Here is a 19389-nt window from a genome sequence, read left to right on the forward strand (position 1 = left end):
GCCTGCTACTCAATCGGTTCAATCGCTCAGCGCTGCGCAGAACCGCTGGATCGCCTGGCATGCCTGGCGCAGTGACTCGGTGTCCAGCGCGTAGGCAACGCGGATGTAGGGCGCAAGGCCGAAGGCACCGCCGTGCACGACCGCCACGTTGGCCTCGTCCAGCAGCGCAAGCGCAACATCCTCGTCCGTGTTCAGCAACGTGCCGGCCGGCGTTCGCCGGCCGAGAAGCCCTGCGCAGGAGGCGAATGCATAGAACGCGCCGCCCGGCACCGCACAGGAAATCCCCGGTGTCTCGTTGAGCAGCTCGACCATCAGGTTGCGCCGCGCCTCGAATACGCGCCGCGTCTGGGCGATGAACGCCTGCGGCCCGTCAAGCGCCGCCAGCGCGGCGTGCTGGGAGATGGAGCTGGCGCCGGAAGTCTGCTGGCCCTGGAGCTTTTCCATGGCCTCAAGCAGCCAGCGCGGGCCCGTGCCAAAGCCAATGCGCCAGCCGGTCATGGCATAGGCCTTGGACACGCCGTTCATCGTCAGCGTGTGCGCCGCCAGGCGCGGCTCGACCGCTGCAAGGGTATGGAAGCGCTCGCCGTCAAAGGTCAGATGCTCATAGATGTCATCCGACAGGATCAACACATGCGGGTGCGCAAGCAGTACCTCGGCAAGCGCTGCCAGTTCGCCGCGCGTATAGACGGCCCCTGTGGGGTTGGCGGGGGAATTCAGGATGAGCCAGCGCGTCTTCGGGCCGATCGCCGCGGCGAGGACGGCCGGCGTCAGCTTGAACCCGACGTCCGCATCGCATGACACCACCACGGGGTGCGCCCCGCAAAGCTGGACCATCTCCGGGTAGCTGACCCAGTAAGGCGCGGGCACGATGACCTCGTCGCCCTCGTTCAGGGTCGCCGCCAGGGCGTTGTAGATCACCTGCTTGCCGCCGCTGCAGACAATGGTGTCCCGCCAGTCCACGTCGAGCCCGTTCTCGCGCCTGAACTTGGCGGCAACGGCTTCGCGCAGGGCGCGCAGGCCGGCGACCTGCGTGTACCGGGTGTGGCCCTGGCGAATCGCGTCGACCGCGGCGTCGCAGATATGCACCGGCGTATCGAAGTCCGGCTCGCCCGCGCTGAGCGAAATAACCTTTGCGCCGGATGCGCGCTTGGCCGCCACGCGGTCCATCATCCGGTAAGTGGCAGAGGGTTGGGCGCTGGCCAGGTTCTCATTCAGGCGCTGTGCAGCGGTTGTCATCAGGCTTTCCTTTGCAGCGTGTGGTAGCCCAATGCCGCGCGGGCTTCCCCGAGGGTCTTCCCATTGGCGATGTGCTCGCGAATCCGCGCTTCCACGGACTCGATCTGGCGGGCCAGTTCGGCAACCTCGCGGGCCCGGTCGCGCGGGACGACGACCACCCCGTTGGCGTCCGCAACGACGATATCGCGGGCACAGACGCGGGCCGTGCCGATGGAGACCGGCACGTTGATTGCTTCGACCTGTACACGGTCCTTGCCGGTGCGCATGAAGCGGCCGCGCGTGAACCGCGGATACCCGTCGCCGAGCGCCTTGGCCACATCACGGCACACACCGTCGATAACGGTGGCCGCGATCCTCCGCGCGCCGGCATATTGGGTCATGATGTCGCCCCAGACCGTGCAGTCGGTGCGGCCGTCGTTGTCGATCACCACCACATCGCCTTCGGCCACGTCATCGATGAAGTCGCCGACCGTGCCCGGCGGCGTGCTGGCGGACACGTACCTGACGGTGTAGGCGGGCCCGACGACGACCTGGGTGTAGTTGTCCAGCGGCGCAATGCCCAGGCACTGGCCGGGCAGGCCCAGCTTGTCCATGGCGTCGGACACGCCGGGGGTGTCCAGGCCTGCGAACAAGGCCGATAGTTCTTTGTTTGCTGCATTCATTTGGCATCTCCACTGTGGATGGCGTCGAATTCCTTGTCATGCATGACTTCAGCGACCGAACGTCCGGCGCGCACGGCCTTGACCATCAAGTCTTGGCGGTGTGCTATGCGTTCGCCAAGCGCCACGACTGCTTCGATGCGCGCGGCCGCCACGAATACCGTGCCGCAACGATTGGCGATCACGTAGTCATCCTGATGAACAACCACCCCAGCGAAGTTGACAGACTCGCCGGAGCCCACCTGCACGATCCGGTTGCGAGCGTTGATCATGGTGACGCCACGCCCGAACACGGGATAGCCGATGGATTCGCTGCCTTCGATGTCGCGGCTCAGGCCGTCGATCACGGAGCCTCGCACCTGCCTGGCGGTGGCGGCATTGGCCAGGATGTCGCCCTAGCAAGAGACGCCATCGATGCCGCCGGCAATCACAAGCACGCGGTCATCGGCCTGGATCCCGGCGACGACCGGGGTGATCAGGTGCACCGTCGGCTTGGCATCCGTCTTGCGGCCCAACTGGATGGTGCTGGCCCGGCCAACGATCTTCGGGCAGTCCCAGAGCGGGCGAATGCCAAAGGTTGCGCCAGGAAGGTTTAGGAAATCGAGGGCATCCGACACCGTGTTGGTATCGAGTGCGGCGAGGCGGTCGAGCAAGGTGGGGGAGGTCATTTCGAGCCTGCGATTCGGGTTGCCAGGTTTCCACTTTCGGCGATAGAGATGGATATGTAAATTCCGAATCCGGTAACCTATCAATATGTAAAACCTATCAAGGCAACCATGATCAATTTCCGGCTTGTCCGTCACCTCTGGGTGTTCCTGGCTGTTGCCGAGGAGCAGCATTTCGGGCGTGCCGCCAAGCGGCTGGGCATGTCCCAGCCGCCCGTCACCGAGCAGATCCAGATACTGGAGCAGGCACTCAAGGTGAAGCTCTTCGAGCGCTCGCGGCGTGGCGCGCAGCTCACGCCGGTCGGCGCCGCGCTGCTGCCGGCCGTGCAAAAGCTCGCGGAACAGCTGGAGCGGCTCGACGTGGCGGTACGGGAAGCCGTGCATGGCCAGACCGGGCTCTTGACGATCGGCGCGATCTCGTCCGCGATGCTGGACACGCTGCCTGCGCTGATCGACCATCTCAAGGCCGAGTACCCGCAGCTGACCATTTCCGTGACGGAGATCGACAGCGTCGACGCGGTGCCCGCGCTGGAGCGTGGCGACGTCGATCTGGCCTTCGCGCGTCTTGAAGGGGAACTGGGCCCGTCGATCCAGTCCATTCCTCTCAAGCAGGACCGCTTGGCGGTTGCGCTGCCACGGGCGCACGCCCTGGCCGAGGTGCCCCGCATCAGGCTGGCGGCGTTGGCCGATGAGGAGTTCGTGATGTTTGCCAGGCAGGTCAGCCCGGTCTACTACGACAGCCTCATCGCGACCTGCCGCACCGCGGGCTTCTCGCCGCGGGTGCTGCACCAGGTGCGCACGGTGTCTTCGCAGATCGCCTTCGTCGGATGCGGGCAGGGGATCGCGCTCGTTCCCGCGTCCTTGAAGAAGGCCGCGCCGGACAATGTGGTGGTCCGGCCGCTGAAGGAAGCGGTGAACGTCGTGACGACCGCCATGGCCTGGTCGACCACGCGGGAGAACCCGATGGTGGCCAACGTCATCGCCGCGCTTTCGGCCAGGAAAGCCACGGCGCGATTGCGAAAGGCCAGGGCTTAGGCAGGCGCGTCGGCGATGCGCGCTAAGCCGGCTTCATCGCCACCAGCAGGTCCTTGGCTTCCACCAGGTCTCCCGGCTTGACATGCACCATCTCGACCACGCCGTCGGCTTCGGCCTGGATGGTCATCTCCATCTTCATGGCTTCGAGCGAGAGCAGGGTGGCGCCTGCCTTGACGATGTCGCCGGCCTTGACGCAGACCGAGGCGACCGCGCCGGGCATGGGGGCCGGCACATGCAGGGGATTGCCTTCCTCGGCGGCCGCGCGCCGCCGCTTGCCGCCGCCGTCCCGGGTGGCGTCCACGCGCACCAGCCTGGGCTGGCCGTTGAGCTCGAAGAACAGCTTTACCTGCCCGTCGTCGTCCGCCACGGACTTGCCCAGCAGGCGGACGATCAGCGTCTTTCCCTGGGCGATATCGACGGCGACTTCCTCGCCTTCCTGCATGCCGTAGAAGAACACCGGGGTGGGCAGCACCGATACGTCCTCGTAGATCTTGCGCGCATGCGCAAAGTCGGCGAACACCTTGGGGTACATCAGGTAGGCGGAGATGTCGTTCTCCGTCGGCGCATGGCCGAGCAGCGCCTGTACCGCTGCGTGGGCGGCTTCCATGTCGGCCGGCGGCATGACGGCGCCGGGGCGTGCCGTGAGCGGCGCCATGCCATTGAGCACCTTGTCCTGCAGCGCCCGCGGAAAGCCCTGCTCGGGGAAGCCCAGGTCACCGCGAAACAGGGAGACGACGGAGTCGGGGAACTGGATGTTGCTGTCCGGTGCCAGCACCATGTCGGCGCTGAGGTTGTTGGCCACCATATAGAGCGCCATGTCGCCCACGACCTTGGAGGTGGGCGTGACCTTGACGATATCCCCGAAGAGCTGGTTGACCTCGGCATAGGTCGTCGCCACGCGGGCCCATTGTGGCTCCAGGCCCATGGCCCGGGCCTGTTCGCGCAGGTTGGTGTACTGGCCCCCGGGCATTTCGTGCAGATAGACGTCGGACGTGCCGGCACGCATCTCGGATTCGAAGGGCGCGTAATACGCCCGCACGTCTTCCCAATAGCGGGAGATTTCCTGGATGGCCGCGGGCAAGACCGCCGGGGCGCGCTCGGTGCCATGCAGCGCGCTGACGATCGAACCCAGGTTGGGCTGCGAGGTCAGGCCGCTCAGCGCATCGATGGCGCCGTCCACCGCATCCACGCCGGCGTCGATCGCGGCGAGCACGCTGGCGGCGGCAATGCCGCTGGTGTCGTGCGTATGGAAGTGGATCGGCAGGCCGGTCTCCTGTTTCAGCGCGCTGACCAGCGCTTTCGCCGCTGCCGGCCGGCATAGCCCGGCCATGTCCTTGATGGCGATGATGTGCGCGCCCGCGCTTTCCAGTTCCTTCGCCATCTTGAGATAGTAGGGAAGTGTGTACCGGCGTGACGCGTCGAACAGGTCGCCCGTATAGCAGATCGCCCCTTCGCACAGGGCGCCGGATTCGCGCACGGCCTCCATGGCGACGCGCATGTTGTCGACGCTGTTGAGCGAGTCGAAGACCCGGAACAGGTCGATGCCGGTGGCCGCGGCCCGCTGCACGAAATGACGGACCACGTTGTCCGGATAGTTGGTGTAGCCCACGGCGTTGCTCGCGCGCAGCAGCATCTGCAGCAACATGTCCGGCATGGCGCTGCGCAGCTTCTCAAGCCGCTGCCACGGATCCTCCTTGAGAAAGCGCATGGCGACGTCGAAGGTGGCGCCGCCCCAGCACTCCACTGAGAACAGTCCCGGCAGCTTGGCCGCGTAGTGCGGCGCGATCTGCGCCATGTCGCGGGTGCGCATGCGGGTTGCAAACAGCGACTGGTGCGCGTCGCGCATGCTGGTGTCGGTCAGCAGGACGGCTTTCTGCTCGCGCATCCACGCCGCGAACTTCTCCGGGCCAAGCTGCTTGAGCAAGGGGCGCAATCCGGCCTGGACGGGCGGGGTACCGGCATCCACCGGCAGGCGCGGCGGCCCGAACGTGCCGGCCGGCGCGGTGCGGCCGCGCATCTCGGGGCTGCCGTGCACGGTGGTCTCGCCGATGAACTGCAGCAGCTTGGTCGCGGTGTCCTTGCGCGCCGTGAAGCGGAACAGCTTGGCTTCGGTGTCGATGAAGCGGGTGGTGTAGTCGCCAGCGGCGAACTTCGGGTGGGAGACCACATTCTCCAGGAAGCGCAGGTTGGTCGAGACGCCGCGCACACGGAACTCGCGCAGGGCACGGAGCATCCGCTGGGCCGCTTCATCGGCCGTCGGCGCCCATGCGGTCACCTTGGTCAGCAGGGAGTCGTAGTAGGGCGTGATGACCGCGCCGGCATACGCGGTGCCGCTATCCAGGCGGATGCCGAAGCCGGCGCCGGTGCGGTAGGCGGTCAGCCGGCCATAGTCGGGGTTGAAGCCGTTCTCCGGGTCCTCGGTGGTGACGCGGCACTGCAGCGCGTGGCCGCGCACTTCGATGCCGGCCTGCAGCGGCACGCCGGACGCAGCGTCGCCGATGCGCGCGCCTTCCGACACCTTGATCTGCGCCTTGATCAGGTCGATGCCGGTCACTTGCTCCGTCACCGTGTGCTCCACCTGGATCCGGGGATTCACCTCGATGAAGTAGAACGCCGAGGTCTCCACATCCATCAGGAACTCGACGGTGCCTGCGTGCGTGTAAGACACCTCGCGCCCCAGGCGCAGCGCGGCCTGGCACAGCGCCTCGCGCTGGGCCGGATCGAGATAGGGCGCCGGCGCGCGCTCCACCACCTTCTGGTGCCGGCGCTGGATCGAGCAATCGCGCTCGAACAGGTGGACGAGGTTGCCATGGGTGTCGCCCAGCAGCTGGACTTCAACGTGGCGCGCCTGGCGCACCAGCTTCTCGAGGTACACCTCGTCGTTACCGAAGGCCGTCAGCGCTTCGCGGCGTGCCACGTCGAGCTGGGCGCGCAGGTCGTCCGCGCTCTCGATCACGCGCATGCCGCGCCCGCCGCCGCCCCAGCTTGCCTTGAGCATCACGGGATAGCCGATCGCCTCGGCAGCGGCGAGTGCATCGTCCAGGCTGCCCGTGAGTGCGGGCGTGGCAGGCATCACGGGCACGCCGGCGCGCTGCGCCGCCTGCCTGGCGGCGATCTTGTTGCCTAGCGTGCGCATGACTTCCGGCTCCGGCCCGATAAAGACGATGCCCTGCGCGGCGCAGGCCTGGGCAAAGTCCGGGTTCTCGCTCAGGAAGCCGTAGCCGGGGTGAATGGCATCGACCCCCGCATGCTTGGCCACCCGCAGGATCTCGGGCACGGACAGATAGGCCTGGGTGGGCTTCATCGCCTTGCCGACCAGGTAGCTTTCGTCCGCCTTGAAGCGATGCAGCGCGAAGCGGTCCTCGTTCGAGTAGATGGCGATGGTACGAATGCCCAGCTCGCTGGCCGCCCGCATGATGCGGATGGCGATCTCGCCGCGATTGGCTACCAGGATGCTCTTGATCTGTTTCATGTGGGGTGACGCTCATCGAACAGGCCCGCCACGGGCTGTATCGATAAGGATAGTGCCTGGCTTGGGCAGCGCAAGGCACTTGCGATTCAGGCCCGACGCTTCGGCTGCAGCGGAGCGTTGCACGCGACATCGCGTGCAACCTGTCCATCCGGGCGTGGCCGGCTAGCCGCGATGGACTGGCGATGGGTCTGGGAATGATTGATTAGAACAATCGATGGCATGGCACGTACAGTTGTGCGGCACGTAGGCGCCAGCAAGCTGGTGCCAGCCGGCGCCATCATAACAACGGAGACCACGCCATGTTCCATCGCCTTTCCGCCCCGCTGCGGGCCGCAACCCTTGCGCTGCTGCTCTGCGCGCCGGGACTCGCGGCGCACGCCCAGGAGCGCTATCCGGCCAAGCCGGTGCGCTTCGTCAACGCGTTCCCGCCGGGCGGCCCGTCCGACCTGCTGGCCCGCTCGGTGGCCGAGGTGCTGCAGGGCGAGCTCAAGCAGGCCTTTGTGGTCGAGAACAAGCCGGGGGCGGGCGGTAACCTGGGCGCGGGCGCGGTGGCCAAGAGCCCGGCCGATGGCTACGCGGTGCTGTTCGGCATCGATACCACCTTTACCGTCAACCCGCATATCTACAGCACCATGCCGTTCCGGCCCGGCGAGCTCAAGCCCTTGATGATCCTGGCCAGTTCGGGTTTGCTGGTAGGCACGTCCCCGTCGTCGGGCATCGCCTCCTTGCCGGACCTGGTCAAGCAGGCCAAGGCGAAGCGCTTGAACTTCAGCTCCGGCGGCAGCGGCAGCCCGGGCCACCTGGCCATCGAGGAGTTCCAGCGCGCCACCGGCCTCAGGCTGAACCATGTGCCTTACAAGGGCAGCACGCCGGCGGTGACCGCTGTGGTGGGCAGCGAGGTGGATGGCGGCTTCCTGGCCACGCCCAGCATGCTGCCCTTCGTCAAGGCGGGCAAGGTGACGGCGCTGGCGGTGACCAGCCGCCAGCGCTCGCGGCTGGCGCCGGGCATCGCCACCGTGGCGGAGCTGGGCATGAAGGACCTGGAGCATGAGGTACTGTATGTGGCGATGGTGCCGGCGGCCACGCCCGAGCCGGTGGTGCGCGTGCTTGAGCGTGCCATCGGCGATGCGCTGGCGCGGCCGGATGTGCAGGCACGCATGCAGGCGCTGGACCTGCAGCCCGAAGGCGTCACGGGCGCGGCCGCCGCGCGGCGCTTGTCGGAACTGTCCGATCGTTATCGTCAACTCATCGTCGCTACTGGCATGAAGGTCGAATGAAACCGAACCTGATCTATATCGTCGCCGACGACCTCGGCTATGCGGACCTGGGCTGCTATGGCGGGCGCGTGCCGGTGTCTCCGGTGCTCGACAGCCTGGCCGCCAACGGCCTGATGCTCACGCAGGGCTATGCCAACTCGCCGGTGTGCTCTCCCACGCGCTTTGCGCTGATGACGGCGCGCTATCAGTACCGGCTGCGCGGCGCGGCGGAGGAGCCGATCAACAGCAAGAGCCGCGGCAACAACACGCTGGGCCTGCCGCCGGCGCATCCCACCTTGCCCTCGCTGCTGCAGGCGCAGGGCTACCGCACGGCGCTGATCGGCAAATGGCACCTGGGCTTTGCACCGGCGTTCGGGCCGCTGCTGTCGGGCTACCAGGAGTTTTTCGGGCCCATGGCGGGCGGTGTCGATTACTTCACGCACTGCGATTCCAGCGGCCGCCACGACCTGTGGCACAACGACGCGGAGCACCAGGAGGCCGGCTACCTGACCGATCTGCTGTCGCGGCGCACGGTGGATTACGTGACGCGCATGAGCGCGCAGGGCGCACCGTTTTTCCTGAGCCTGCACTACACCGCGCCGCACTGGCCGTGGGAAACCCGCGACGACGCCGCGCTGGCGCCGCAGGTCAGCAACAACCTCTTCCATCTCGACGGCGGCAACATCCACACTTACCGGCGCATGATCGGCCACATGGATGAGGGCATCGGCTGGCTGGTGCGGGCGCTGCGCCAGCTCGGCCAGCTCGACAACACGCTGATCGTCTTTACCAGTGACAACGGCGGCGAGCGCTTCTCGGACAACTGGCCGCTGGTGGGCGGCAAGATGGACCTGACCGAGGGGGGCATCCGCGTGCCGTGGATCGCGCACTGGCCCGCGGTGATCGCGCCGGGCGGCGCCAGCGCGCAGCACTGCATGACGATGGACTGGTCGGCCACGATGCTGGACGCGGCGGGCGTGCAGGCCGATGCCGGCTACCCGCTCGACGGCGTGTCGCTGATGCCGTTGCTGCGCGATGCGGCGCACCGCTTCCACCGTCCGCTGCACTGGCGCATGAACCACCGCGACCAGCGCGCGCTGCGCGACGGCGACTGGAAGTACCTGCAGGTGGACGGACACGAGTACCTGTTCGATCTCAGCCGCGATGAGCGCGAGCGCGCCAACCTGGCAAAACGCGAGCCCCAGCGGCTGGCGGCGATGCGCGAGGCGTGGCTGGCGTGGAATGCGGGCATGCCGCCGATTCCGCAGGACGCCACGGTCAGCCTGGGTTACTCGGCCGCGGACATGCCGCAGCGGTAGTGATCCGGCCGAGCGACGCCGAGGCCCCGATCCGCGCCTTGGTGTATCGTTGAAGGCTTCCGCGAAACGCGGGAATCTTCAACGGGGACGCATCGAATGCTGACGATCTGGGGCCGTGCGAATTCGGTCAATGTGCAGAAAGTACTGTGGGCTTGCGAAGAACTTGGCTTGCCGTTCCAGCGGATCGACGCCGGCATGCAATTCGGCGGCAACAACGAGCCCGACTATCTCGCCATGAATCCTAACGGGCGCGTCCCGACCATCATCGATGGCGATTTTGTGCTGTGGGAGTCGAATTCCATCCTGCGCTACCTCGCCATGGAATATGGCAAGGCAGGCGCGCTGTACCCGGCCGCGCCCAAGGTGCGCGCCAGCGTGGACCGCTGGCTGGACTGGTCGCTGTCGACCTTGCAGCCGGCGGAACGGCCGGTCTTCTGGGGCTTTGTGCGCACGCCCGCCGCCGAGCGCGATGTGGCTCGCCTCACCGCCGAAGCCGGCGTGGTGGCGGGACTGTGGCGGATGCTCGACGAGCACCTGGAAGGGCGCGACTATATGGAAGGCGGCGTCTTCACGCTCGCCGACCTGGTGCTGGGCGCCTACGCGCGCCGCTGGTTCGGCCTGGACGGCCAGATCGACCGTCCCGCACTGCGCCATATCGAGCGCTGGTATGCGCGCGTTGCCGAGCGTGCCGGCTTCCGCCAGTATGTCGCGGCGCCGCTAAGCTGAGCCTGGATACCTTCATCACGGACCGATTCCCATGACTATCACCCTGCACACCTGGAACACGCCGAACGGACGCAAGATCAGCGTCGCGCTCGAGGAAATGGCGCTGCCTTATACCGTCAAGACGGTGAACATCACCAAGGGCGAGCAGCACCAGCCGGATTTCCTGCGCATCAGCCCCAACAACCGGATCCCGGCCATCGTCGATGCCGATGGCCCCGATGGACAACCGATCAGCGTCTTCGAATCCGGCGCGATCCTGCTTTACCTTGCCGAGAAGACCGGCAAGTTCCTGCCCGCGAGCCTGCGTGAGCGCGTGCCGGTGCTGGAGTGGCTGATGTGGCAGATGGGCGGCTTCGGGCCCATGCCGGGCCAGGTGCATCACTTCCGCACGGTCGAGCCGGAGGCCGACCGGCACTATGGGCTTAAGCGCTATTCGGAAGAAACGCGGCGCCTCTACGGCGTGCTGGACCGGCGCCTGGCGGAGGTGGAATACGTGGCCGGCGACCTGTCCGTGGCGGATTTCGCGATTCTGGGCTGGGCGTGGCGCCACGAGCGCCATCAGGTCCCGCTGGAGGCGTTCCCCAATGTCAAGCGGTGGTATGACGCCCTGTTTGCGCGTCCCGGCGTGCAGCGCGGCTTTGCGGTCAAGCTGGATGACCTGACCTGACCTGACCTGACCTGGCTTGACTTGACCAGACCTGACGCTGGCGAATCCATACAAGCTCCATACATCCGCCGTACCTCCTTTGCACAAACCGGGCGCCCATTTGACATGGGTCAAGAACCAGAATTGTGCGCCCCGCTAAGATGGTTTCCGTCATGGAGATGCGGGGGCGCTCTTCATGACTTGTCTACCCGTTTCCAGCATACGGAAACTTGGCCCGCGCCACGCAAGTGGGGCGGGCTTTTTTCTTTGCCGCTTGTCCGCCCGGCGCTATGGGTTCCCATCCGCCCGGCTCACCCGGTTGTGCGCAGCGGCCAGCGCGTGGCGACTGCTAATATGCCGGACGGTCCCCGCAGACGGGCCAGCGACCCGCAAGTCCATCCGGAGGACTCGAATGCCTCAGACACAAGCCCCTTCGCCGCACAACGCTGCCGTGCAAGACCGCGTGTTCCAGGAAGGCCACCTCTCGCTCGGCCTGACCTTGCCGATGCTGCAACCCGGCCAGGTCGTCGCGGACTTCCGCGAGCAGGTGGCGCTGGCCAAGCTCGCCGACGCGCTCGGCTTCCGCGCGCTGTGGGTGCGGGACGTGCCGCTGAACAGCGCCGACTACCCGGACCCGGTCGGGCATCTCGATCCCTGGGTGTTCCTTGGCGCGCTGGCCAGCCAGACCGAGCGCATCGCGCTGGTGAGCGGCGCCATCGTGCTGACGCTGCGGCATCCGCTGCATGTCGCCAAAGGGGCGATTTCAGTCAGCGCGTTGTCGCAGGGCCGCTTCGTGCTCGGCCTGGGCTCTGGCGACCGTCCTGCCGAGTACGCTGCGTTTGGGCGGGCTACGGCCGCACGGCGCGATTTGTACCTGCGTCACTGGGAGACGGTGGCGGCGGCGGTGGGAGAGCCTTCCCGGGTGATCCCGGATCAGGTCCATGAAGACACGCCCGAGTTTTTCCTGCTCCCCAGGCTCCCCGCGCCCATTCCCTTGCTGGCCGTGGGCTCGGGCGGGCAGAGCGTCGACTGGATCGCGCGCCATGCCATCGGCTGGATGACCTATCACCGCGAACCCGCGGTGCAGCGGGAGCGCTATCGCATGTGGCGCACGGCGGTTGAGCGTGCCGCGCCCGGGCAGTTCCGCGCCTTTGGCGTGGCGATGCAACTGGACCTGAGCGCCGATGCCGGCGAGCCGCCTACCACGTTGCCACTTGGCTATCGCACCGGGCGAAATGGACTGAGGGAGTTGCTGAGGGACATGCGCGGCAGCGGCACGCATCATGTATCGCTGAATCTGCAAGCGTCCGAACGCGCGCCGCAAGAGGTGATCGAAGAACTGGCCGCCGAAGTCCTGCCAGAATTTCACGCGGACTAGCCTGCTTGCCCACCGCTAAGCGATGTCGCGGCGCAGTGCCGCTTCCACGAACGCGACAAAAGCCTTGACCTTCGCGCTGGCCATGCGGCCGGTCGGAAATACCGCCCACAGGTCGACCGGTGCCAGCGTCCATTCGGCGAGCACCTGCCTGACTTCGCCGCTGGCCAGTTCCGGCGCGAACATCCATTCGGAGCCGATCGCCACGCCGATATCCGCGAGCACCGCGGCGCGCACGCCCTCGGCGGCCGTGACCCGCAAGCGGCCGGATACCTCGACGGATACCTCGGCGCCGCCCCGGTGGAATGCCCAGGCGTCGCCGCCGCCCTCGCGGTCGTAGACGATGGCCTCATGCGCGAGCAAGTCGGCGGGCACCTTTGGCTCGCCGGCAGCGGCGAAGTAGCGTGGCGTGCCGACCACGACCCGCCGGCTTTGCGCGATCTTCCTGGCGGTCATGGCCGAATCTCGCAGCGCGCCCATGCGCAGGGCGACATCCACCCCATGCTCGAGCAGGTCGATATTGCCATCCTCCAGCAGCACGTCCACCGCCAGTTGCGGATGCTCGGCCAGGAAGGCTTTGAGGTGCGGGACGATATGAAGCCGCGCGAAGGTGACGGCCGCGGTCACGCGCAGGCGGCCGGACAGACTGGCGCCCGAGCCCCTCGCCGCATGCTCCGCCGCATCCGCTTCCTCGATCGCGCGCTTGGCGTGCTCGTAGAAATTCTTTCCTGCTTCGGTCGGCGACAGGCCGCGGGTGGACCGCACGAGCAGCCGCACGCCAAGCTGGTCTTCCAGCTGTGCGACCGACTTCGATACGGAGGGCTGCCCGACCTTCAGCAGCCGCGCGGCGCCCGAGAAAGAGCCTGCCTCGATGACGGCAACGAATGTTTCCATGGCAGTCATCCTGTCCACGATGTGTTTCCTCTCATTGGATTGCCGCCGGGTTATGCCTCAAAAGAATGAATCATATTCCCGCGGCTCGCCTACCGCCGTGAAGCGGCTTGACCGAACATGATTCCAGCAACGTGCACCTTCGCATCGAGCAGCTTACTTGGATCAGATGGAGTAGTCATCATGTCACTGCAGCAAAAACTCGACGCCTTCAAGGCGGACTTCAAGGCCGGCAAGGCGCCGTATTTCGCACCACCGGAAATCCATCCCATCATGGAGCGGGCCACCGCTGAACTGATTGCCTCGGGACAAGCAGGCCGCGCGCTGAAGGCGGGGGACAAGGCGCCCGTCTTCACGCTGACGGACCCGGAGGGCGCACCGGTTTCCTCGGAGGCACTGCTGGCGCAAGGGCCTCTCATCGTCAGCTTCTACCGCGGGGTGTGGTGCCCGTATTGCAATATGGAACTGCAGGCGCTGGAAGAGGCCGCGCCGGCGTTCAGGCAAGCCGGCGCCAGCGTGGTGGCCATTTCGCCGCAGAACGCGGTCAATAGCCGCAAGTCCGTGCGCACCAACAAGCTGAGCTTCCCCATCCTCAGCGACACGCATAACGACGTGGCTGCCGCGTTTGGCTTGCGCTTCGCACTGCCGGACTATCTGGTGGACCTGTACAAGCAACTAAAGAACGACCTGCCGGCCTTCAACGGCGACGCGAGCTGGACGCTGCCGATGCCGGCGCGCTACGTGATCGGGCAAGATGGGACCATCCTCTATGCCGAGGTCAATCCTGACTACACGCACCGGCCGGAGCCTTCCGAGATGTTGCCGGCGCTGCGCCACCCCAAAGGCGGCAGGCAAGGGCAGCACAATCCCGTGTCGGTGTAATGGGTGAGCAAGACCGGCGCAATTGTACCGCCGGGTAGCCACGGCGGCCCAGGGAGCGCGCGGCAGGTGTGGCTGCCTCCCCTGGTGCCGCAAGGAGAGCACCGCTGGCCCTGGACTCCAGGTTGCGGCAGGAACCTAGTCCGGCTGGCGCTTCTTCAACAGGTAGCGCTGCGTGCCTTCCAGCACGAGCACCGCGGACTGGTTATGCACGGTTGTACGCATGGCCAGCACGCCGGTACTCCGGTTCGGCGCGAGCTCGCTGACTTCCAGCGTGGTGTACAGGGTATCGCCGACAAAGACGGGATGCAGGAAGCGGCTGCTCTGGTCGATGAAGCCCTTCAGGGATTCCTCGACCATATGCGGAAAGAGTCCGGCGCCCGCAGCAGTCTGGATCACGAGCTGGAAGCCATGGGCAAGCGTTGAGAGGGAAGATCAGGCTTGCCAGGATGGCTTGCGCTTCTCCACGAACGCGGCGATGCCTTCCCTCGCGTCGTCCGTCGCCACCACATTGCCGAAGCTCTCGACTGCCGAGGCGACGCCGCGCCGGTAGCCGTTGTCATTGGCGTGCATGAAGGCCTTGCGTCCCATCCTGACGACCACGGGCGATTTCGCGCACAGCGTCCGGGCAAGCGCCCTGGCCTCGCGCATGACGTCCTGCTCGGGCACCACGCGGCTGACCAGCCCGAGGGACATGGCCTCGGCGGCGTCGAACGCGCGTCCGGTGAACAGCAGGTCGAACGCGCGGTGGCGGCCAATCACGCGTGGCAGGTGGGTGTAGTGGATGGCGGGAGTCAGCCCGACGTCGATTTCCGGGTAGCCGAAGGTGGCCGTGTCGGCGGCGACGATCATGTCGCAGGAGATTGCCAGCGTCATGCCGCCGCCGCGGGCGGTGCCGTTCACGGCGGCAATGGACGGCTTGCCGAGGTGGAATTGCGCGTCGCACAGATCGTTGTACAGCTTGTCGACCAGGCCGTGGACCCGCGCCGGCGGCGCGCCATGCAGCGCATCCAGCAGCAGACCGGCGCAGAAGCGCCGGGGCAGGGCGCTGCCCAGTATGACGGCCCTGACCGAATCATCCTGGGCCGCGCGCCGCAGCGCGAGCAGCAAATCGTCGATCATGGCCTCGTTCAGGGCATTGACGGGCGCACTATCGAGGAGGATCTCGGCGACCCTGTCGCGTACTTCATACTTGACTGACGGCATGGCTATTCCTGGATTCATGCGGCCGTGGACAGGCCGTGGGTGTCATTGGCTTCGGCGCAGGCAACCACGCCGCGCGCCTTGAATTGTTCGATGGACTCGGGCGTGTAGCCCGCCTGCAACAGGATCTCGTCCGTGTGCTGGCCCAGCAAAGGCGGCGCGCGGTGCGCTTGCCGGCTGCCGCCGCGAAAGCGAACGGGCAAGCCCATATTCCGCACCTTGCCCAGCACCGGATGCTCGGATTCGGCGATCAGCGCGCGCTCGGCCACTTGCGGGTGTTCCAGCGCCTGGTCCAGCGTATGAATCGGGGAGCAGGCCACGCCCGCCTTGCGCAGCGCGTCCAGCCAGTAGGCAACCGGCTGGGTACGGATGCGCGCCTGGACCATCTCGACCGTCTCGGCGAAATGCGCGACGCGGGCCGCGTTGGTGGCGAAGCGCGGCGCATCGACGACATCCTGCAGCCCGGCGACCGGGCAGAAGCGCCGCCACTGCGCGTCGTTGCCCACGCCGATCATCACCGGCCCGTCGGCTGCGTCGAACACCTGGTAGGGCGCCATGGCCGGATGCGCGGTGCCCATGGGCCGCGGCACCTTGCCGCTGAGCCAGTAGTTCTGGGCGAGATAGCCCATGAAACCCATGGCCGTATCCAGCAGGGACACCTCCAGGTGCATGCCGCGGCCGGTCTTCTGCCGCTCGATCAGCGCGGCCAGGATGCCGCTGAACGCATGCATGCCGGTGCCAAGGTCGACCGGAGAGAAGCTGGCGCGTGCATGCTGCCCGCCGGGCTGGCCCATGGTGCTGATCATGCCGCTGAATGCTTGCAGCATGACGTCGTAGCCGGGCTCCTGGCCCAGGGGCCCCGAGCGGCCGTAGCCGGAAATCTCGCAGTAGATCAGCGCCGGGTTCAGCGCGGACAGCGTGTCGTAGTCCACGCCGAGCCTGGCGGCGGCGCCGCCGCCGAAGCCTTGCAGCACGACGTCCGCCTTGGCCGCCAGCGCTTGCACGATCTGCCTGCCTTCGCTGGTCTTGAGGTCGACGGCGAGGCTGCGCTTGTTGTGGTTGACGGCCAGGAAGGTGGCGGACTGCCCGCGGTCCTGCGGCAGCCAGGCGCGCGTATCGTCGCCGCTGCCGACCGGTTCGACCTTGATGACCTCGGCGCCCAGTTCGCCCAGGTACTGCCCGCACAAGGGGCCGGCCAGCACCTTGCTCAAATCGAGGACGCGAATGCCCTGCAATGCGATCATGAATGTGTCTCCGAAACAGGTCGACGGCGGACTCCGCCCAGGCTTGCGGGTGCAAGTCCGCCGTCGTGTTGTTGCAATGGGAAGCCGGGCGGCTACTCGGGCTTGATGTCGATGGACCGGGCCAGGGCCGTCCATCGCGCTGCGTCGCGATTCACATAGGCCTGCAAATCGGCGGGCGCCATGTGAAACGGCTCCGCCCCGCGTGCAATCAGCGCACTGCCATAGCCCGGATCGCTTGCGCTTTGCGCCACGGCCTGGCGCAGCTTCTCGACAATGGCGGGCGGCGTCTTCGCGCTGGCCTGCAGGGACAGCCAGAACTTCAGGTCCAGCGCGGGATAGCCGGCTTCCTGCAGCGTCGGCACATCCGGCAGCAGGGGCGAGCGCGCAGCGGCGGTGATCGCCAGCGCCTTGAGCTTGCCGCCCTGTATCTGGCCGATGGAGGTGGTCATGCTGTCGAAGAGGAAATCCACATTCCCGGCCATGACATCAGTGCTTGCCGGCGCGCTGCCCTTGTAGGGCACGGCCACCGCGCTGAAGCCCGCCTCCTTCTGCAGGAGCGCGCCATAGATATGCGGCGAGCTGCCGGCGCCGAAGGTGGCGTAGGTGAGATTGTTCGGCCGCTGCTTGCCGATGCGCACCAGGCCCGCAAGGGTGTTGACGCCCAGCTTGCTCGGGTGCACCACCAGCACGTTCGGCACCGTCGCCACCACGCCGATGGCCACCAGGTCGCGTTGCGGGCGGAAGCGCAAGTCGGGGAACAGCAGCGGATTGACGGCGTGCATGCCGACCGTGTTCAGCAGCAGCGTATAGCCGTCGGCGTTGGCGTCGAGCACAGTCTGCGTGCCGAGATTGCCGCCGGCGCCTGGCTTGTTCTCGACCACCAATGGCTGGCCGAGCCGGTTGCCCAGCGGTATGGCAATCAGGCGTGCCACGAAGTCCCCGGGGCCACCCGCGGCGAACGGGACGACAAGCTTGACCGGTCGCGACGGCCATTGATCCGCAAGGAGCGGGCGGGTGAGCAAGGATGCGGCGGCGCCCGTCAGGAATGTACGGCGGCTGAGTGCCATGGTGTCTCCGTGGATCATCTGTCTTGGAATCCGCGTGCGGTGCGCGGAAGCTGGCGTCACTATGGCCGGTCGCAGGCTATATGTCCAAGATAGATATTTGATACTGACTATATATCTGTGATATACCCAGCCATCTTGCCACCGTGCCGCCGACCGGCGGGCACCGTGGCGCGGCATGCGGAGACTGGCTTATGTCGATCGATATACGTGGACTCAGGTGCTTTCTGGCCGTGGTATCGGCGGGATCGATTTCCCGGGCCGCGGAGAACATGCATCTGGCGCAGCCGGCGCTGAGCCTGCAGATCAAGCACATCGAACAGGATCTGGGCGTTGCTCTCTTCATGCGCAGCCACAAGGGCGTTGTCCCGACCGCCGCGGGGCTGAGATTCGAGAGCCACGCCAGGGATATCCTCAAGCGGCTCGACGTCGCGTGCGAGGACGTGCGTGACCTGATGACCGATCCGGCCGGCAGGGTAGCAATCGGCCTGCCTCAATCCATGGCGAAGATCCTGACTGTGCCGCTGGTGCGCGAAACCATCCGGCGCTGGCCAAAGGTCCAGTTGCAGGTGGTCGAGCTAAGCACCGGGTATATCCCCGATCACCTGCTGAGGGGGCGCATCGATCTTGGCCTGACCTTCCAGGCGGATGCCGGCTCCGGCCTGCTGTTCGAGCACGTTGTCGACGAGGATCTCGTCTTGCTCGCGCCCCCGGGGCAGTTCGCCGATGCCCGCAAGACCGGAGCAGAACTGACCAAAGCAGTCCGGTTCAAGGACCTTCACCGCTTCCCCATGATCCTGCCTGCGGCCGAGCATGGCCTGCGCGCATTGATCGATGACTATCTGCACGCGCATCATGTCGAACTCTCGGTACTGGCAGAGGTGAATGCCATTCCGCAGCTCATCAATCTCGCCGCGCAAGGCGTGGGGTGCACGATCCTTTCCTACGCATCGGTCTGCGCCGAGTTGCGCAATGGCTTGCTGTCCGCGGCGCGGATCACACATCCGAGCATGTCGCGCCCCGTCTATCTGTGCCGGTCCGCCACCATGCCGCTGTCGATCGCCGTCTCGGCCGTACTGGACCTGCTGATGGATACGGTCCGGTCGCTGATCGCCGATGGCCAGTGGCCGGCCCGCGTGAAGGGCGCAGGTTGATAGTCTTGCAGGCTGACACAAACGGGCCTCCATGGTGAACGACAAATGGAGGCTGCAAATTTCGATGGTTTACATATTTTGTGATTTTATTGTTTGCCAAGTTGATTGCAGCCGTTTTTGTCGATTGATTCGATCAGGTCGGTCATTTTCTCCTTGTTGAGAATGTCTGCTCTCAATACGCTGGCTGAACCGCCATTTGGAAGAATGTCGGATGCTGTCTTCTTGAATAGGGACGGGGATAACGTGCGGAGTCCGCACGCGGCATAGAGTTTTGCTTCATTGGTAGATTCTTTGGATCTTATTATTTCCTTGAAGATCTCATTCGCCTCCCTGTTTTTTAGTATCTTTCTATAAATCTTCTCGTTTTCACTGATATGTCCAGTGAATCCCACCATGCCAAGCGAGAAAGTACTGGCATTCGCCAGTTTCTCCTTGTCACGGTCAATTTGATCGACATCTGTGCTGGCAAATGATTGGGCGCCGCCGATAGCGGATAGTAATGTCAGATAAATGATCAAGTTCTTCATGTCGTGTAGGTTTGAAATCCGTCGCTAATACGATCAGC

Annotated in this window: 16 protein-coding genes and 2 pseudogenes; 8 read left to right on the forward strand and 10 right to left on the reverse strand. The window is 65.9% G+C overall.

Translation table 11 applies throughout. The annotated features are described in order from the left end of the window. Positions 1 to 18: 18 nt before the first annotated feature. From ACGLHR_RS00200 to ACGLHR_RS00210, 3 genes and pseudogenes are all read right to left on the reverse strand, one after another. Positions 19 to 1236 carry a pyridoxal phosphate-dependent aminotransferase gene (locus ACGLHR_RS00200; RefSeq protein ID WP_400091158.1) on the reverse strand — a complete coding sequence of 406 codons (1218 nt, stop codon included), beginning with the start codon at positions 1234 to 1236 and terminating at the stop codon, positions 19 to 21. Beyond that, positions 1236 to 1898: an RraA family protein gene (locus ACGLHR_RS00205; protein ID WP_400091160.1), complete on the reverse strand. Its 663-nt coding sequence runs from the start codon at positions 1896 to 1898 to the stop codon at positions 1236 to 1238. Before ACGLHR_RS00205 ends, ACGLHR_RS00200 begins: the two co-directional genes overlap by 1 nt. Continuing rightward, positions 1895 to 2563 (reverse strand): annotated as a pseudogene (locus tag ACGLHR_RS00210) (RraA family protein). Before ACGLHR_RS00210 ends, ACGLHR_RS00205 begins: the two are co-directional and overlap by 4 nt. A 108-nt stretch (positions 2564 to 2671) precedes the next feature. Between ACGLHR_RS00210 and ACGLHR_RS00215 the strand changes: the two are divergent. Then, the gene (locus tag ACGLHR_RS00215) at positions 2672 to 3595 is read left to right on the forward strand and encodes a LysR substrate-binding domain-containing protein (RefSeq protein WP_400091161.1); all 924 of its coding nucleotides are present in this window, start codon (positions 2672 to 2674) and stop codon (positions 3593 to 3595) included. Positions 3596 to 3617: 22 nt separating this feature from the next. Here the strand turns inward: ACGLHR_RS00215 and ACGLHR_RS00220 are convergent, their stop codons facing one another. Further along, a complete protein-coding gene (locus ACGLHR_RS00220) occupies positions 3618 to 7067 on the reverse strand; it encodes a pyruvate carboxylase (protein ID WP_400091163.1) in 3450 nt (1149 codons plus the stop codon). A gap of 299 nt (positions 7068 to 7366) precedes the next feature. Between ACGLHR_RS00220 and ACGLHR_RS00225 the strand changes: the two genes are divergently transcribed. The 5 genes from ACGLHR_RS00225 to ACGLHR_RS00245 all read left to right on the forward strand — a co-directional run bounded on the left by ACGLHR_RS00225 (position 7367) and on the right by ACGLHR_RS00245 (position 12392). Next, the gene (locus ACGLHR_RS00225) at positions 7367 to 8344 is read left to right on the forward strand and encodes a Bug family tripartite tricarboxylate transporter substrate binding protein (protein ID WP_400091165.1); all 978 of its coding nucleotides are present in this window, start codon (positions 7367 to 7369) and stop codon (positions 8342 to 8344) included. Next, positions 8341 to 9642, forward strand: coding sequence for a sulfatase (locus ACGLHR_RS00230; protein ID WP_400091167.1), 1302 nt, complete (start codon positions 8341 to 8343; stop codon positions 9640 to 9642). The genes ACGLHR_RS00225 and ACGLHR_RS00230 overlap by 4 nt, the downstream gene beginning before the upstream one ends. Positions 9643 to 9738: 96 nt before the next feature. Next, a complete protein-coding gene (locus ACGLHR_RS00235) occupies positions 9739 to 10368 on the forward strand; it encodes a glutathione S-transferase family protein (RefSeq protein ID WP_400091169.1) in 630 nt (209 codons plus the stop codon). Positions 10369 to 10399: 31 nt separating this feature from the next. Further along, complete coding sequence (locus ACGLHR_RS00240; RefSeq protein ID WP_318235591.1) at positions 10400 to 11035, forward strand: glutathione S-transferase family protein; 636 nt, start codon at positions 10400 to 10402, stop codon at positions 11033 to 11035. 391 nt (positions 11036 to 11426) lie between these two features. Further along, on the forward strand, positions 11427 to 12392 hold the full coding sequence (locus tag ACGLHR_RS00245; RefSeq protein ID WP_400091171.1) for an LLM class oxidoreductase: 966 nt from the start codon (positions 11427 to 11429) through the stop codon (positions 12390 to 12392). Between the two features lie 15 nt (positions 12393 to 12407). On the opposite strand, the gene ACGLHR_RS00250 is transcribed toward ACGLHR_RS00245, so the two are convergent. Beyond that, positions 12408 to 13301, reverse strand: coding sequence for a LysR family transcriptional regulator (locus ACGLHR_RS00250; RefSeq protein ID WP_400091172.1), 894 nt, complete (start codon positions 13299 to 13301; stop codon positions 12408 to 12410). Positions 13302 to 13463: 162 nt separating this feature from the next. Between ACGLHR_RS00250 and ACGLHR_RS00255 the strand changes: the two genes are divergently transcribed. Then, positions 13464 to 14162, forward strand: coding sequence for a peroxiredoxin-like family protein (locus tag ACGLHR_RS00255; protein WP_400091174.1), 699 nt, complete (start codon positions 13464 to 13466; stop codon positions 14160 to 14162). Between the two features lie 135 nt (positions 14163 to 14297). Here ACGLHR_RS00255 and ACGLHR_RS00260 read toward each other — a convergent pair. The 4 genes and pseudogenes from ACGLHR_RS00260 to ACGLHR_RS00275 form a co-directional block, all read right to left on the reverse strand. Continuing rightward, a pseudogene (locus ACGLHR_RS00260) lies at positions 14298 to 14579 on the reverse strand (MaoC family dehydratase); the annotation flags it as partial. 15 nt (positions 14580 to 14594) lie between these two features. Further along, positions 14595 to 15365, reverse strand: a complete 771-nt coding sequence (locus ACGLHR_RS00265) for an enoyl-CoA hydratase/isomerase family protein (protein WP_400091176.1) — start codon at positions 15363 to 15365, stop codon at positions 14595 to 14597. 14 nt (positions 15366 to 15379) lie between these two features. Further along, a complete protein-coding gene (locus tag ACGLHR_RS00270) occupies positions 15380 to 16606 on the reverse strand; it encodes a CaiB/BaiF CoA transferase family protein (RefSeq protein WP_400091179.1) in 1227 nt (408 codons plus the stop codon). Between the two features lie 92 nt (positions 16607 to 16698). Next, a complete protein-coding gene (locus ACGLHR_RS00275) occupies positions 16699 to 17673 on the reverse strand; it encodes a Bug family tripartite tricarboxylate transporter substrate binding protein (RefSeq protein WP_400091181.1) in 975 nt (324 codons plus the stop codon). A 191-nt stretch (positions 17674 to 17864) separates the two neighbouring features. Between ACGLHR_RS00275 and ACGLHR_RS00280 the strand changes: the two genes are divergently transcribed. Then, positions 17865 to 18824 carry a LysR family transcriptional regulator gene (locus ACGLHR_RS00280; RefSeq protein ID WP_400091307.1) on the forward strand — a complete coding sequence of 320 codons (960 nt, stop codon included), beginning with the start codon at positions 17865 to 17867 and terminating at the stop codon, positions 18822 to 18824. Positions 18825 to 18910: 86 nt separating this feature from the next. Here the strand turns inward: ACGLHR_RS00280 and mchS3 are convergent, their stop codons facing one another. Continuing rightward, complete coding sequence (gene mchS3 / locus ACGLHR_RS00285) at positions 18911 to 19351, reverse strand: MchS3 family protein (protein WP_400091182.1); 441 nt, start codon at positions 19349 to 19351, stop codon at positions 18911 to 18913. Positions 19352 to 19389: the final 38 nt, after the last annotated feature.

Origin of the sequence: Cupriavidus sp. CuC1 (assembly GCF_044627735.1) — a bacterium.
Taxonomy (GTDB): Bacteria; Pseudomonadota; Gammaproteobacteria; order Burkholderiales; family Burkholderiaceae; genus Cupriavidus; species Cupriavidus ulmosensis.